Annotated in this window: 15 protein-coding genes and 1 riboswitch; of the genes, 10 read left to right on the top strand and 5 right to left on the bottom strand. The window is 45.6% G+C overall.

Going from position 1 to position 13,532, the window contains the following annotated elements:
- Positions 1-5 precede the first annotated feature (5 nt).
- The 4 genes from nprB to MKX71_RS06015 form a co-directional block, all read right to left on the bottom strand.
- Positions 6-1,622 carry a neutral protease NprB gene (gene nprB / locus MKX71_RS06030; protein WP_144482582.1) on the bottom strand — a complete coding sequence of 539 codons (1,617 nt, stop codon included), beginning with the start codon at positions 1,620-1,622 and terminating at the stop codon, positions 6-8.
- Positions 1,623-1,757: 135 nt separating this feature from the next.
- Positions 1,758-2,051 (bottom strand): DUF3784 domain-containing protein, encoded by a 294-nt coding sequence (locus MKX71_RS06025; RefSeq protein WP_339231857.1) that lies wholly within the window; start codon positions 2,049-2,051, stop codon positions 1,758-1,760.
- 19 nt (positions 2,052-2,070) lie between these two features.
- On the bottom strand, positions 2,071-2,658 hold the full coding sequence (locus MKX71_RS06020; protein WP_017695665.1) for a hypothetical protein: 588 nt from the start codon (positions 2,656-2,658) through the stop codon (positions 2,071-2,073).
- Positions 2,655-3,002 carry a PadR family transcriptional regulator gene (locus MKX71_RS06015; RefSeq protein ID WP_003245674.1) on the bottom strand — a complete coding sequence of 116 codons (348 nt, stop codon included), beginning with the start codon at positions 3,000-3,002 and terminating at the stop codon, positions 2,655-2,657. Before MKX71_RS06015 ends, MKX71_RS06020 begins: the two co-directional genes overlap by 4 nt.
- Before the next feature lie 177 nt (positions 3,003-3,179).
- On the opposite strand from MKX71_RS06015, the gene MKX71_RS06010 reads away from it, so the two are divergent.
- The 3 genes from MKX71_RS06010 to MKX71_RS06000 are packed head-to-tail and all read left to right on the top strand — an operon-like array spanning position 3,180 to position 5,211.
- Positions 3,180-3,716, top strand: a complete 537-nt coding sequence (locus MKX71_RS06010; RefSeq protein WP_101172495.1) for an SdpA family antimicrobial peptide system protein — start codon at positions 3,180-3,182, stop codon at positions 3,714-3,716.
- Positions 3,701-4,630, top strand: a complete 930-nt coding sequence (locus MKX71_RS06005) for a sporulation-delaying protein SdpB family protein (RefSeq protein ID WP_032730460.1) — start codon at positions 3,701-3,703, stop codon at positions 4,628-4,630. Before MKX71_RS06010 ends, MKX71_RS06005 begins: the two co-directional genes overlap by 16 nt.
- Positions 4,627-5,211: a sporulation delaying protein family toxin gene (locus MKX71_RS06000; protein ID WP_003244950.1), complete on the top strand. Its 585-nt coding sequence runs from the start codon at positions 4,627-4,629 to the stop codon at positions 5,209-5,211. Before MKX71_RS06005 ends, MKX71_RS06000 begins: the two co-directional genes overlap by 4 nt.
- A 52-nt stretch (positions 5,212-5,263) precedes the next feature.
- Here the strand turns inward: MKX71_RS06000 and MKX71_RS05995 are convergent, their stop codons facing one another.
- Positions 5,264-6,160, bottom strand: coding sequence for a S1 RNA-binding domain-containing protein (locus MKX71_RS05995; RefSeq protein WP_339231856.1), 897 nt, complete (start codon positions 6,158-6,160; stop codon positions 5,264-5,266).
- Between the two features lie 98 nt (positions 6,161-6,258).
- Between MKX71_RS05995 and MKX71_RS05990 the strand changes: the two genes are divergently transcribed.
- The 7 genes from MKX71_RS05990 to MKX71_RS05960 all read left to right on the top strand — a co-directional run bounded on the left by MKX71_RS05990 (position 6,259) and on the right by MKX71_RS05960 (position 13,523).
- Complete coding sequence (locus tag MKX71_RS05990) at positions 6,259-6,750, top strand: YajQ family cyclic di-GMP-binding protein (protein ID WP_021479576.1); 492 nt, start codon at positions 6,259-6,261, stop codon at positions 6,748-6,750.
- Positions 6,751-6,856: 106 nt separating this feature from the next.
- A riboswitch (SAM riboswitch) is annotated at positions 6,857-6,974 on the top strand.
- Positions 6,975-7,063: 89 nt separating this feature from the next.
- On the top strand, positions 7,064-8,902 hold the full coding sequence (locus MKX71_RS05985) for a bifunctional homocysteine S-methyltransferase/methylenetetrahydrofolate reductase (RefSeq protein WP_003245847.1): 1,839 nt from the start codon (positions 7,064-7,066) through the stop codon (positions 8,900-8,902).
- An 89-nt stretch (positions 8,903-8,991) separates the two neighbouring features.
- Positions 8,992-9,441 (top strand): GNAT family N-acetyltransferase, encoded by a 450-nt coding sequence (locus MKX71_RS05980; protein WP_339231855.1) that lies wholly within the window; start codon positions 8,992-8,994, stop codon positions 9,439-9,441.
- A gap of 4 nt (positions 9,442-9,445) precedes the next feature.
- Positions 9,446-10,294 carry a GNAT family N-acetyltransferase gene (locus MKX71_RS05975; protein ID WP_167408045.1) on the top strand — a complete coding sequence of 283 codons (849 nt, stop codon included), beginning with the start codon at positions 9,446-9,448 and terminating at the stop codon, positions 10,292-10,294.
- Between the two features lie 111 nt (positions 10,295-10,405).
- Positions 10,406-11,674 (top strand): MFS transporter, encoded by a 1,269-nt coding sequence (locus MKX71_RS05970; protein ID WP_003233041.1) that lies wholly within the window; start codon positions 10,406-10,408, stop codon positions 11,672-11,674.
- An 8-nt stretch (positions 11,675-11,682) separates the two neighbouring features.
- Positions 11,683-12,798: a mandelate racemase/muconate lactonizing enzyme family protein gene (locus MKX71_RS05965; RefSeq protein ID WP_339231854.1), complete on the top strand. Its 1,116-nt coding sequence runs from the start codon at positions 11,683-11,685 to the stop codon at positions 12,796-12,798.
- 95 nt (positions 12,799-12,893) lie between these two features.
- On the top strand, positions 12,894-13,523 hold the full coding sequence (locus MKX71_RS05960; RefSeq protein WP_009966972.1) for a YitT family protein: 630 nt from the start codon (positions 12,894-12,896) through the stop codon (positions 13,521-13,523).
- Positions 13,524-13,532 lie beyond the last annotated feature (9 nt).

Below are 13,532 nucleotides of genomic sequence, written 5' to 3'. Positions count from 1 at the left end.
TTTGCTCATAGAATGCCGACAGCCTCATACGCCTTTTCGACTGAAGCTGATTGCTTCGAGCCTTCACCGTATAAATCATTGGCAGCTTCAATCGCCGCTTGCTTCATCATGCTGAAATCTGTAGATGCCGTTACATAATATGTTAAAGCCCGATAGTAAATTTGTTCACTTGCTTCACGCCCAATCCCTTCAACCTGTACACCGTGGTGCACGCCTCCTTCTGCAAGAAGATAAGCTGCTTTATTGTGAATGGACGAATTGATATGGACTCCGCCATAATCCTCTGTTCCTGTGTAGCGGTTCGAGTAATGATCTGGATTTCCCTGCTTAGATGGGTCCTCCAATGACCGCAATGAATCTCCTGCAATACCAGGAGTATAGACATCTTCGCCGATCTCCCAATCATCACGGTCAGCCATCGCGCCCATAATGTCAGAAATGGACTCATTTAATGCACCGGGTTCTCCTTGATATAAAAGACCGGCGGAATACTGTGTGACTGCGTGTGTGATTTCATGCGCGACAATGTCGAGCGATCCAGACAGCGGCTTAAATTTCGAACCATCTCCATCCCCGTATACCATCTGGACACCGTTCCACGCAGCATTGTTCCATTGTTTGCCGACATGCACGGTAGACGTAATTCTTGCTCCGTTTCGATCAAAAGAATCACGGCCAAATGTCTTGCTGTAATAATCGTAAACGGCTTGCGCATTTGCGTGTGCGTCTACAGCCGCAGGTTCATTAAATACGGACGTGCCGCTGACTATTTCTTTGCCCGTATACCCGATCAGTTGAGACAAAAGCGTAAACAAGGTTTCGTTCAGGTTCTTCGCGTCAAACGTATTGATCCCTTTTCCCCTTGTTTCGTCAGCCAAATAAAAGCGCCCATTTTGTTCTGTGACGTCAAAGCTTTTTTCATCACCTGACACGCCGATTCCTGTACCTGCCGCTTCATGAATGGCATTAAAGGACTCAATGACCTTTCCGTTTTTGGCATCGATGAAATAATGCCAATAGCCAGGCTCAGGTTCAGATGTCGAGAGTCTCACAAGGTAGGCGAGATCATATTCACCGTCGTGTGGATAGATATATAATTCGCCTTTTGGTTCCCCATCAAGATATTCGATTTTTCCAATGGAAGCCTCGAGCTCACGCCTTGCTGTATGTATTGCTTTTTTCTCAGAAATAGACGGTGTGATGGAGACGTCCTTGATTTGCGGATGCACCTTTCCAAAGAAACTTTTCACTTGTTTGTTTTCCTTCATCGCGACCGCTTGTTCAAAGCCGTAAATCGGAATTCCTTTGTAAACCTCCGTTAATTTAAAAAACGTTTGTTTTGTTTTTGGATCCTTTATGGTTTTCGAAATGCGAAAATGACTGTTCGCATTCCCTTTGAGCTTAAACTGCGTTTGATGCTTGTCAAGATAGGAAAATAGCGATTCTTTCTGGGTTGTGTTTTGTACCGACTTCTGCGATGACTTTTCGATGATGTATGAAGGGGTTTGATACGTATGGTCGTATTTGATGCTTTGATCAGCTGAGGCATGTTTTACAAAAACCATTTGGGCCGCCGTGCATAAGCCGGCCAGTAATAGAGATGTCTTGGTCAGGTTGCGCAAAACACCACATCCTTCCTATTTTGGAATCTACCATTTTTCTTCATCCTATCAAAAATACAAAAACTTGTATGTGGTGCTTCGTTCTTATTTTCCCAAAAAAGAAGGGCGGAGATATTTCGCTCTGCCCTTCTTTTTCTACTCTACTAATTTTTTATCGACATAAATAATAACCCCTGCTCCATATGCCAGTATAAGCGGAGGTATGAGCTGCTCCTGACCTTGAAATGAGATAAAACTATTCAGCAAAATGAACAAACCGGAATTCAAGAAAAAGTAGCCTGCTATTCTGGCCAGCCGGTCTTTATCCCGTATACGCGCCTCGTTAAACCCAGCCAGCATCCAGGTTTGTTTTTTGATTCCGACAAAATAGGCAACCACAAAGAATAAAAGCGCGATGACAATTAATAGATAATTGATGCTGATTTCCATCTTACAGCCTCCTACAAGATTACTTGATGTTAAGAAAAAGAAAAAAAGCGGCGCAGCTTACTGCAATCAGCAGCAGGACGACAAGCGCATTGAGGAACGGGCTCAAAAGAAGCAGCACTGCTAAAAACAGCAGATAAACCGCACCGACTCGCGAAATCTTGACAATCTCCTTTTGAGAGCGCATTTTGTTTTTTCTGACACCTGCAAACATCATCAATTTTTTTCGCTTCCATACATATCCGGCGAGCACCATTAAATAAACAGCCAGCGGCAGATGTCTGAAGTCGGACGGCAGCAGCGGCAGGGCGATAATCGTGACAATGAGAAGGACCGAAAGCCAGCTTTTGCCCAATAAAGACCTCCTCCTTTTCGTCTCTCCCCCATCACCCATCATCAATTCGGCAAGCTCCTTCGGATGAGAAAATTCAGATTCAACAGCTTCCTGCAGTTCCTCTTCACTAAGGCCGGCTTTGATTCTGTCTTGAACGAAAGCGGTGATATGCCCCTTTAATTCGTCGATAGCGTTTTCTCTCTCTACATCAGGCATATTCGCCAGCTCTGCATTTAGTTCCTCCATGTATCGGTCAATGATAAGCTGTCCATTCATAGCAAATCCCCCGATAAAGACAGTAAGGCTTGATGGGTTTCCAGGTATTTCTCCAGCCGTTCTTTTAACATTTCTTCTCCTTTTTGCGTCATTTTGTAATACTTTCTTTTCGGGCCGTCCAGTGAATCTTCCCAAAAAAATTCGATCCATCCCTTCTCGGTCATACGTTTCAAAATCGGATAAATCGCTCCCTCTGAAATAGCCAGCGCCGAGGTGGTTTTTAAGGATGACGTCAGCTCATAACCGTACATCGGTTTAGAACGCAGTAGGGATAGGATGGCCAGCTCGAAAATCCCTTTTCGAAATTGAACAATCCAGCGGTCATTAACTTGATTCGTTTTCATGGTTTAAATATATCGAAAAAACCACTATATATCAATCACATATAGCAGTGTAAAATGTCCTGTTTTTTCTTTTAACAAAAATGGGATTTCTCATACTTTTTAACCTTTTTATTACATAAATGTTTTTATATTATGAAAAGTGTAAAAACGATTCTTCAGGTTAAAAGGAGCAGTCGAATGCAGAAATCGATATCATTTTTTTTCATTTTTTCAATCCTTTGGGGTTCGCTATTTCTGTTTTCTATTATTGGCAGCTTAGGGACAACCCCGATTCCGCTGACAAAGGACTCCAAATTTCTCATGTCCAGCATCCTCCCTCAGGGCTGGGGCTTTTTTAGCAAAAATCCGCGTGATACTGCAATCGGCTTATATGAGGCTGAAAATGCCAGCACCAAGGTCAGATGGCCCAATATGAGGGCTGACAACCTATTTGGCCTGTATCGGTATGGGCGGTCACAAGGCGTTGAAATGGGCGTGATCTACAGCCAAGTCGGCAAGGAACAGTGGACAGCATGTAAAGAAAAGGACCTCGGCGCATGCAAAAGCAAAGCCAAAACCGTGCAATTAAAAACACCCGCTCCCCGCCCGCTGCTTTGTGGAAGCTACTATTTGACGAAAGAGGATATTGTTCCTTGGAGCTATTCTAAATACACCCCTTCGTCTTATCAGGTAAAAAGCATAGTCAAGGTTGTGATCTCATGCTCGAAAACATAAAACAGACCATCACCAGATGGGACGAAAGAAACCCGTGGACAAATGTATACGGCCTCGCGCGAAGCATCATTGCGCTATCCAGCCTGCTGACGCTGCTCATCAATCACCCGAGCCTCATTATGAAGCCAGCCAGCGGGATCAGCAGCTATCCAGCTTGTAAAATGAATCTCAGTCTCTTTTGCCTCGGCGAAAATAACTATATGATGTTAAATCTTTTCAGGTGGGTCTGCATTGTCATTCTGGTGCTTGTTGTCATTGGCTGGCGCCCCAGAATCACCGGGGTTCTGCATTGGTATGTCAGTTACAGCCTGCAGTCATCGCTGATCGTCATCGACGGAGGCGAGCAGGCAGCAGCCGTCATGACCTTTTTACTGCTTCCCATCACGCTGACCGATCCGAGAAAATGGCATTGGAGTACGAGACCTATAGAGGGCAAAAGAACACTTGGAAAAATAACAGCTTTTATTTCTTATTTTGTGATCAGAATCCAAGTGGCGGTGCTTTATTTTCACTCTACCGTCGCTAAGCTGTCTCAGCAGGAATGGGTGGACGGAACGGCCGTCTATTATTTCGCCCAGGAAAAAACCATTGGCTTCAACGGCTTTTTTCAGGCGTTAACGAAGCCAATTGTAACAAGTCCGTTCGTGGTGATTCCGACATGGGGGACGCTGCTGGTTCAAATTGTCATCTTCGCGGCGCTGTTTGCGCCGAAGAAGCATTGGAGATTGATTTTGATCATCGCTGTTTTTATGCATGAGATTTTTGCAGTCATGCTGGGCCTCATCAGTTTTTCGATTATCATGGCCGGCATTTTGATATTGTATCTCACTCCTATCGATTCCACGATTCAATTTACATATATTCGCAGACTGTTGTGGAATAAAAAACACAAGAAGGGAGAGGTTTCAGTTTGAAGAAGGCGTTTCTAGTATTTTTGTCGGTTGTATTGGTGACGACTGTGTTTTTGGTGAAGCAGCAAGAAAGTGTGGCACAGGCAAAGCAGCTTGAGTATTCAGGTGAGGAAATTTTTAAAGGCTTTGTGTTTGCCCAAGGGGAAGTTGGCAAACAGCTTCCAGAGGTCTTTAATAAAGCGATGACAGACAAACTCAACACAAAACAGGCAAAGGCTTTTGCCAATCAGGTTGTCGCTGATATTAAAAAAGAGGATGCTGACTTTTTTGATAACCTGAAGAAAGCTGTTTACAGCAAAGATGCATTGAAAGTGGATGAACTGCTGAAAAAAGCAGGTCAAATCGTTGAAGAAAAAGTAGAAGCTGCAAAGGAAATCGCCGCTTCTAAGGATGATACATCCAGAGTTCAGGCCGAGCTTGTCAACACTGTTGATACCGCTAACTATTTCTATTATGTTTCTTATGTTGCTGCAGCAGGTGCCCTGATTCTGATCATTCTCGCCATTGATATTACGCCGATTGCGATTTCAGACAATGTGGATCGCGAAATGGCAATCAGAACACTGGTTGATGAATTAAACTAGACATAAAAAAACGGCTCGCTCCGCAGTCTGCTGCAGGCGAGCCGTTTTCATGCTATTTTTTCTCGTATGTCCATCCATTTTCCTGATACACTTTTCCGTTTTTCATCAAATGGCCCAGTGCGCGTTTAAAGGCGGCTTTGCTCATATTAAAACGTTCGCTGATATCGTCAGGCTGGCTTTTGTCACTGTACGGCATGGCACCGTTTCTCGTTCTCATATACGTTAGAATGCACTCAGCATCAACAGACATTGCATCCTGTTTTCTCGGAAGCAGCGACAAGTTGACTGAACCGTCTTCTTTCACTTGAATCACCCGGCCTGTGACTCTTGAACCCAGTCTTGGCTCCTCTTTTCTTTCTGACGGGTGAATAAAACAGCGGATACCGTCATCCGTGATCACGAATGAACCCGATGCGATCAGCCTGTACACCGTACCTGTCAGCTCTTTATTCATCAGATCTTCTGAAGCGTCGGTAAACAGTTCGCTGATGATATCTTCCGGCGCTGGTTTCGCAAACATGCGCCCCCGGTTCGTCACCTTCAGCATACAGTAAAGTTTGTCCCCTTTTTGCGGCCAGACATCTTCGTACGGCGGCAAATGCTCAGTTGCGACTAGTGCGTCCTTCGATAAACCGACATCAACGAAAACGCCCATATCCTCCACTTTATCCACCACTTCAACCCAGCCATATTCATCCGCGCTGATGACCGGAATTTTCATCGTGGCCGCAAGCCTTTCCTGCTGGTCGACGTATATAAAGACTTCTACTTCGTCTCTGTCCTCGATATCCTCAGTCATTTCACTGTTATGTAAGAGAATCGTATCTTCCCCATCGGTTAAAAAGTAACCGAAGTCGGTTTGGTGATCTATACTCAAGGTTAATTGCTGCCCTGGTCTCATGCTATCGTCCTTCCTGTTCCGCTTATTCTCTGCGGATTTTGTTAACATTTTTTCCAATCATCACAAATTGATTCTTTGTTCTGTTGGAAGTTTCTCTTTATTCTACTATAATCAACACATAAGTTAAATGTTATGGAGGTTTTCATATGGCAAAAGAAAGTTCATTTGATATTGTATCCAAGGTGGAATTGCCTGAAGTGCAAAACGCAATCCAAATTGCACTGAAGGAAATCAGTACCCGATATGACTTTAAAGGCAGCAAAAGCGACATTTCTTTAGATAAAGAGGAGCTTATCCTCGTTTCCGATGACGAATTCAAATTAAGCCAGCTGAAAGATGTGCTGGTCAGCAAATTGATTAAACGAAACGTACCGACAAAAAACATTGAGTACGGCAAGGTTGAAAACGCGTCAGGCGGAACGGTACGCCAGCGTGCAAAGCTTGTTCAAGGCATTGACAAGGACAACGCAAAAAAAATCAATACGATCATCAAAAACTCCGGACTGAAAGTAAAGTCTCAGGTGCAGGATGATCAAGTGCGTGTCACCGGAAAAAACAAAGATGACCTGCAGCAGATTATCTCAGCTGTGCGGGGAGCAGATCTGCCAATTGACGTTCAATTTATAAATTTCAGATAAATTTTCTGATTCCTATTGATTATTGTCTTTATTTTCGGTAAATTTGGAGAAAGGGAAAAACGCCAGGTATCTTTTGGCACTTCCTGACACGAAAATTTCATATCCGTTCTTATCAAGAGAAGCAGAGGGACTGGCCCGACGAAGCTTCAGCAACCGGTGTAATGGCGATCAGCCATGACCAAGGTGCTAAATCCAGCAAGCTCGAACAGCTTGGAAGATAAGAAGAGACAAAATCACTGACAAAGTCTTCTTCTTAAGAGGACTTTTTTTATTTCTCTTTTTTCCTTGCTGATGTGAATAAAGGAGGCAGACAATGGGACTTTTAGAAGATTTGCAAAGACAGGTGTTAATCGGTGACGGCGCCATGGGGACGCTCCTCTACTCCTATGGCATTGACAGGTGTTTTGAGGAGCTCAATATTTCAAAGCCGGAGGAAATTCAGCGCATACATAAAGCGTACGTTGAAGCGGGAGCCAACATTATTCAAACGAATACGTACGGGGCCAACTATATTAAATTATCCAGACACGGGCTTGAGGATGACATCAAAAAAATGAATCAGGAGGCCGTAAAGATCGCGCGGGCTTCAGCAGGCGATGCATACGTGCTTGGAACGATGGGCGGCATACGCACATTTAATAAAAACGCATACAGTCTTGACGAAATTAAGCGCAGCTTCCGCGAGCAGCTGTATCTGCTGCTGCATGAAGAGCCGGATGGCTTGCTGTTAGAAACATATTATGATTTGGAAGAAGCCCGTGAAGTGCTGAAAATCGCGCGCAAAGAGACTGATCTTCCGATTATGCTCAATGTCTCCATGCACGAGCAAGGCGTATTGCAGGACGGAACGCCGCTTTCTGACGCATTGCGCTCGATTGCGGATCTCGGAGCTGATATTGTCGGCATTAACTGCCGCCTCGGCCCTTATCACATGATTGAAGCGCTAAGCGAAGTGCCGATTTTTGATGACGTATTCTTATCCGTTTATCCGAACAGCAGTCTTCCTTCGCTTGAAGAGGGACGGCTCGTCTATGAAACAGACGACACGTATTTTCAAAACAGCGCGTCAGAATTCCGTAAGCAAGGTGCGCGGATTATCGGCGGCTGCTGCGGCACAACGCCGAATCACATCAGGGCGATGGCGGAAGCGGTTGGCGGGCTGGCTCCGATTACGGAAAAAGAAGTCAAAACCCGGGCGAAAGAATTCATTTCTGTTCATCACGAGCGAACCGAGCCCGGCCTGGATGAGATCGCAGCGAAAAAACGCTCTATTATCGTAGAGCTGGACCCGCCGAAAAAACTAAGCTTTGACAAATTTCTGTCCGCTGCTGCTGAATTAAAAGAAGCGGGAATCGATGCCCTGACACTCGCCGACAATTCTTTGGCGACCCCGCGGATCAGCAATGTTGCCTGCGGCGCCCTTGTCAAGCAGCAGCTCGATATGCGTTCCCTTGTCCATATTACGTGCCGTGACCGTAACATTATCGGCTTACAGTCACATTTAATGGGCCTTGATACGTTAGGGCTGAATGACGTGCTTGCTATTACAGGTGACCCTTCTAAAATCGGGGATTTTCCTGGGGCGACGTCTGTATATGATTTAACATCTTTTGATTTAATCAGGCTGATCAAACAATTCAATGAAGGTCTGTCTCTGTCTGGAAAACCGCTCGGCAAGAAAACGAATTTCTCAGTTGCCGCCGCATTTAATCCTAACGTCCGCCATCTGGATAAAGCGGTAAAACGGCTTGAGAAAAAAATAGATTGCGGCGCAGATTATTTTGTTTCTCAGCCTGTCTATTCCGAGCAGCAGCTTGTCGATATCCATAACGAAACAAAACATCTGAAGACGCCGATCTATATCGGCATCATGCCGCTGACAAGCAGCCGGAATGCCGAATTCATCCATAATGAAATTCCCGGCATTAAGCTGTCTGATACGATTCGCGAAAAAATGGCCCATGCCGGTGAAGATAAAGAAAAGCAAAAGGCGGAAGGCCTTGCAATTGCACGCTCCCTGCTGGATACGGCATGCGAGCTGTTTAACGGCATCTACTTGATAACGCCTTTCCTCAGATCTGACTTAACCGCTGAGCTCACATCATATATTCAGCAAAAAGATGAGCAGCGCCAAAATATCTTTTTGCATTAATTTCCAAAAGACTGCCTGATCGAATCGGGCAGTCTTTTTCAACGAGATTCGTGTTACGATATAGAAAAACAATCATGAGGAGGAACATTATGCTCGAAGTCAAAACCATTTCCGCGGAAGATACATATGAAATCCGGCATCGCATTCTGCGTCCCCATCAATCCATCGAACAATGCAAATATAAAGAGGATCACGCAGAATGCTCCTTTCATCTCGGCGTGTTTTATGATGGAACGCTGATCAGCATCGCTTCTTTTTCCCCGCAAAGTCAGCCTTTATTAACGGAAGCCCCTGCGTATCGGCTGAGAGGCATGGCAACGCTCGAGGGATATCGCGATCAAAAAGCTGGAAGCACGCTGATCAAACACGCGGAGCACAAACTGGCGGAGAGCGGCGTTCAGGCGGTATGGTGCAACGCAAGACACCATGTCAAGGGCTACTATGCCAAGCTTGGCTGGAAGGAACTTGGCGAACCATTTGACATTCCCGGCATTGGCAATCATATTGTCATGTACAAAACACTTAGAACAAGCAGGTGATCTTATGGACGTAGTAGATGAACTGATTGAGCTTCATGAAGAACACGTTTCCGGCTTATTGCGGCTTTGCGGGCAAGCCGGGTGGCCGGATTATGGCGAACAAGAGCTGAAACTGCTTGTTCAGCAGGGACGCTTTTTCGGTTATCAAAATGTCAGCGGTGAGATGATTTCCTGCATCGGCTTGTTTTTGTTTGGCCGTCTTACTTCTATCGGCCTTGTTATCGTTGACAAGGAATATAAACGGCTTGGTCTCGGCAGGCGTATGGTAAACGCCTGTATCACCCAAACGGATGAAAACACCGCCATCAGGCTTTGCGCCACAAAAGAAGGTTTGCCGCTTTATGAAAAAGCAGGCTTTCATACGGCAGGAACAGTGCGAAAGTACAGCTGTCACAGTTTTCAACCTTATACAAAACAGCTTGACGCTGAACTGTCATCCTTTAGAGAACAAGACTTTCACGACTTAACCACGGCGGATCTGGCTGCCTTTGGCGGAGATCGATCAAACCTTTTGCAGCAGCTTATTTCTGCTTCATGCGAATGTATCATCGCCAGAAATCATGACGGACAGCTCATTGGCTACGGACTTTCTGTACAGACACCGGCCAATTTGAAATTCGGCCCTATCATCGCTCCATCATCAGATGTTGCAGCACAAATAATTAACAGGCTGGCGGCCGGCAAACAAGGGCCGATGCGAATCGATATACCGAGTGAACACACGTCTCTGCATGACAGCCTGATAGAAATGGGATTTCATAAAGATGATGAACCTCCGCTTTTGTTCTATCAGAAAAAAGCGCCTATTCAAAATGGACACTTACATGCTTTGATTTCACAGGCTCTCGGTTAACCCTCTTTTTTCCCGAACAGGTATCTTCTGTTCGGTTTTTTGCTGTCTGATCGCTGAATAAACGAAGCCATCAGGGACATTCTAAGCAGAAGAAAAGGAGTGTGCTCTGAGATGGAATCATCAAAACAAAATAACGGAATGACGATTGTAGCGATCGGTTCAATCCCTTTAATATTAACCCTAGGAAACTCGATGCTTATTCCGATTTTGCCAAAAATGAAATCTGAACTTCATTTATCACAATTTCAAGTCAGTCTCGTGATCACAGTATTTTCCTTGATTGCAGCATTTGCGATTCCGATTGTCGGTTATCTCGCAGACCGATTCTCAAGGAAAGTCATCATTATTCCCTGCTTAATTTTGTATGGTGCCGGCGGTTTGTTAGCCGGGTTTGCGGCAGGTTTTTTTGACAATGCCTATCCTTGGGTCATGGCAGGACGAGCGTTACAGGGAATCGGGGCAGCCGGAACCGGCCCAATTGCCATGGCACTGACGGGAGATCTGTTTAAAGGCGCCCAGGAGAGCAAGGTGCTCGGCCTTGTTGAAGCTTCAAACGGCATGGGGAAAGTGCTGTCGCCGATCATTGGCTCGCTGATCGCCCTGCTTGTCTGGTATGGTGCGTTTTTTGCCTTTCCTGTGTTTTGTATCATTTCGATCGTACTGACTTGGATTTTTATTAAAGAAAAGAAAAAGGAAAAAGAACCGCCACCAATCGGAAAATATGCAAAAGGGCTGTTAAGTGTCTTTAAACATGAAGGCAGATGGCTGTTTACCGCTTATTTAGCCGGTGCGACCTGTTTGTTTACTTTATTCGGCATCCTGTTTTATCTCTCAGATGTTCTTGAAAAAACATACGACACCGACGGCGTGAAAAAAGGCTTAATTTTAGCGATCCCGCTTTTGGTTATGTGTGTGACGTCCTATACAACAGGAAGCAAAATCGGGCAAAAGCAATCGTTAATGAAAAAGCTGATTGTACTTGGATTGGCGTTCATGACCGTATCCTACGCGGCACTGTCATTCATTGAAAATCTTGTCCTTTTTATCAGTGTTCTTGTACTGAGCAGTATAGGCTCAGGTCTTGTCCTTCCTTGTGTGAACAGTTTCATTACCGGGGCTGTCGGTAAAGAAAGACGGGGATTTGTCACCTCGCTGTACGGCTCTGTACGTTTCTTAGGGGTAGCGATCGGTCCTCCGATTTTCGGCCGCCTGATGCAATGGTCCAGACCCGGCATGTTTTTAAGCATCGCGGGATTGACTCTCGTTGTCGGGATTCTTGTGATGATGCTCATCCATGTGAAGCAAAACAATGAAGAAACAAAAGAAAAAGAAGACCCTAAAATGGCTGGCAATCGGCTCCAGCCCGCTGAGGAAAGGTAGCACCCAGTGTGAAAATTGTACGGATTGAAACCTTTCCGCTATTGCACCGATTAGAAAAGCCATACGGAGACGCCAACGGGTTTAAACGATATCGGACTTGTTATCTCATCAGGATTATCACCAAAAGCGGGATAGACGGCTGGGGAGAATGCGTTGATTGGCTCCCTGCTCTCCATGTCGGTTTTACGAAGCGGATCATCCCATTTCTATTAGGAAAACAGGCTGGCAGCCGCCTGTCATTAGTGCGCACGATTCAAAAATGGCACCAGCGGGCGGCCTCCGCTGTAAGCATGGCGCTGACAGAGATTGCAGCCAAAGCTGCGGATTGTTCGGTTTGCGAATTATGGGGCGGGCGATACAGAGAGGAGATTCCTGTGTACGCGTCTTTTCAATCGTACTCAGACTCCCCGCAATGGATCAGCCGCTCAGTCTCCAATGTTGAAGCCCAGTTGAAAAAAGGTTTTGAGCAAATCAAAGTCAAAATTGGCGGGACTTCATTCAAAGAGGATGTCCGGCACATCAATGCGCTGCAGCATACAGCAGGCAGCTCTATTACGATGATTCTGGACGCAAACCAAAGCTACGATGCCGCTGCGGCTTTTAAATGGGAGCGCTATTTCTCCGAATGGACGAATATTGGCTGGCTTGAGGAGCCTTTGCCCTTTGATCAGCCGCAGGATTATGCTATGATTCGAAGCCGTTTGTCTGTTCCTGTTGCCGGCGGAGAAAACATGAAAGGCCCGGCGCAATATGTGCCTCTCCTTTCACAGCGCTGTTTGGATATCATTCAGCCCGATGTCATGCATGTCAACGGAATTGATGAGTTTCGGGACTGCCTCCAGCTCGCGCGTTATTTCGGCGTCAGAGCATCCGCCCATGCATATGACGGATCGCTTTCACGGCTCTATGCTTTATTTGCACAAGCCTGTCTGCCCCCATGGTCTAAAATGAAGAAAGATCACATTGAACCGATCGAGTGGGACGTCATGGAGAATCCTTTTACAGATCTCGTCAGCCTGCAGCCTTCAAAAGGAATGGCCCACATCCCGAAAGGAAAAGGCATTGGAACAGAGATCAATATGGAGATCGTCAATCGCTACAAGTGGGATGGCTCAGCATATTAAGCTGGGCCATTTCTTTATTTTGAGACATAAATCATGGACAGCCTCATAAAATGAAAACAGCGGACAAGTCTTTTCATAAAGGAGCAAATGACTTAATGGCTGAACTGCTGATGAAAGCAAAACTTACGTTTATGATTGTCGTAGGCGGCGTACTACAGGGACTCGGCATGTCCTTGTTTTTATTTCCGCATGATATTCCAACAGGCGGTGCAGCAGGTATTGCGGTGCTATTGCATTATCTGTTTCAAATCCCCCACGGATTTTCAGTGTGGGCTGTGAATGTATCAATGCTTTTTACCGCTTTAAAATGGCTGGAGATGAGAACATTCACCGGCACCCTCGCTTCTATCACCGTCACCTCTGTCTCGGTATTGATCTTTGATGCGGTTTTTCCGGATATCACATCTAATCTGTGGCTTGATCTGGCAAGCGGCGCAGTGTTATTGGGACTCGGCATCGGACTTTTATACAAATATAAAATTTCGAACGGAGGATTCGGAGCCCTTGCTCTGATGATTTCTATCTACCGCGGCGGGAATCCTGGAACGATCCTGCTCATCATGAATTGCATCATTTTTATGGTCACCGCGTCTATTATTGACTGGGGCATCGTCATTCAAGCCCTCATATGCCAGGTGATATCGACAAGAGTCATCGACTTCATCTACAACATCCGCCTGACCTCTCTTCCCTATCTCACGCCTATGTACCGCCATAAAAAATAATAGGCAGAG

The organism is Bacillus sp. FSL M8-0071 (assembly GCF_037975455.1).
In the GTDB taxonomy this organism is placed as follows: domain Bacteria; phylum Bacillota; class Bacilli; order Bacillales; family Bacillaceae; genus Bacillus; species Bacillus subtilis.
The sequence above is the reverse complement of the archived record's forward strand: the minus strand, read 5'-3'. Positions and strand labels throughout refer to the sequence as shown.

Bases quoted from the DNA above. Each gene is read 5' to 3' on its own strand.
- MKX71_RS05975 (WP_167408045.1), top strand. From the start codon at position 9,446: ATGGACGTAGTAGATGAACTGATTGAGCTTCATGAAGAACACGTTTCC.
- MKX71_RS05985 (WP_003245847.1), top strand. From the start codon at position 7,064: ATGGGACTTTTAGAAGATTTGCAAAGACAGGTGTTAATCGGTGACGGC.
- MKX71_RS06005 (WP_032730460.1), top strand. From the start codon at position 3,701: ATGCTCGAAAACATAAAACAGACCATCACCAGATGGGACGAAAGAAAC.
- MKX71_RS05980 (WP_339231855.1), top strand. From the start codon at position 8,992: ATGCTCGAAGTCAAAACCATTTCCGCGGAAGATACATATGAAATCCGG.
- MKX71_RS05970 (WP_003233041.1), top strand. From the start codon at position 10,406: ATGGAATCATCAAAACAAAATAACGGAATGACGATTGTAGCGATCGGT.
- MKX71_RS06025 (WP_339231857.1), bottom strand. From the start codon at position 2,051: ATGGAAATCAGCATCAATTATCTATTAATTGTCATCGCGCTTTTATTC.
- MKX71_RS06020 (WP_017695665.1), bottom strand. From the start codon at position 2,658: ATGAATGGACAGCTTATCATTGACCGATACATGGAGGAACTAAATGCA.
- MKX71_RS05990 (WP_021479576.1), top strand. From the start codon at position 6,259: ATGGCAAAAGAAAGTTCATTTGATATTGTATCCAAGGTGGAATTGCCT.
- MKX71_RS06010 (WP_101172495.1), top strand. From the start codon at position 3,180: ATGCAGAAATCGATATCATTTTTTTTCATTTTTTCAATCCTTTGGGGT.
- MKX71_RS05960 (WP_009966972.1), top strand. From the start codon at position 12,894: ATGGCTGAACTGCTGATGAAAGCAAAACTTACGTTTATGATTGTCGTA.
- MKX71_RS06015 (WP_003245674.1), bottom strand. From the start codon at position 3,002: ATGAAAACGAATCAAGTTAATGACCGCTGGATTGTTCAATTTCGAAAA.
- MKX71_RS05995 (WP_339231856.1), bottom strand. From the start codon at position 6,160: ATGTTAACAAAATCCGCAGAGAATAAGCGGAACAGGAAGGACGATAGC.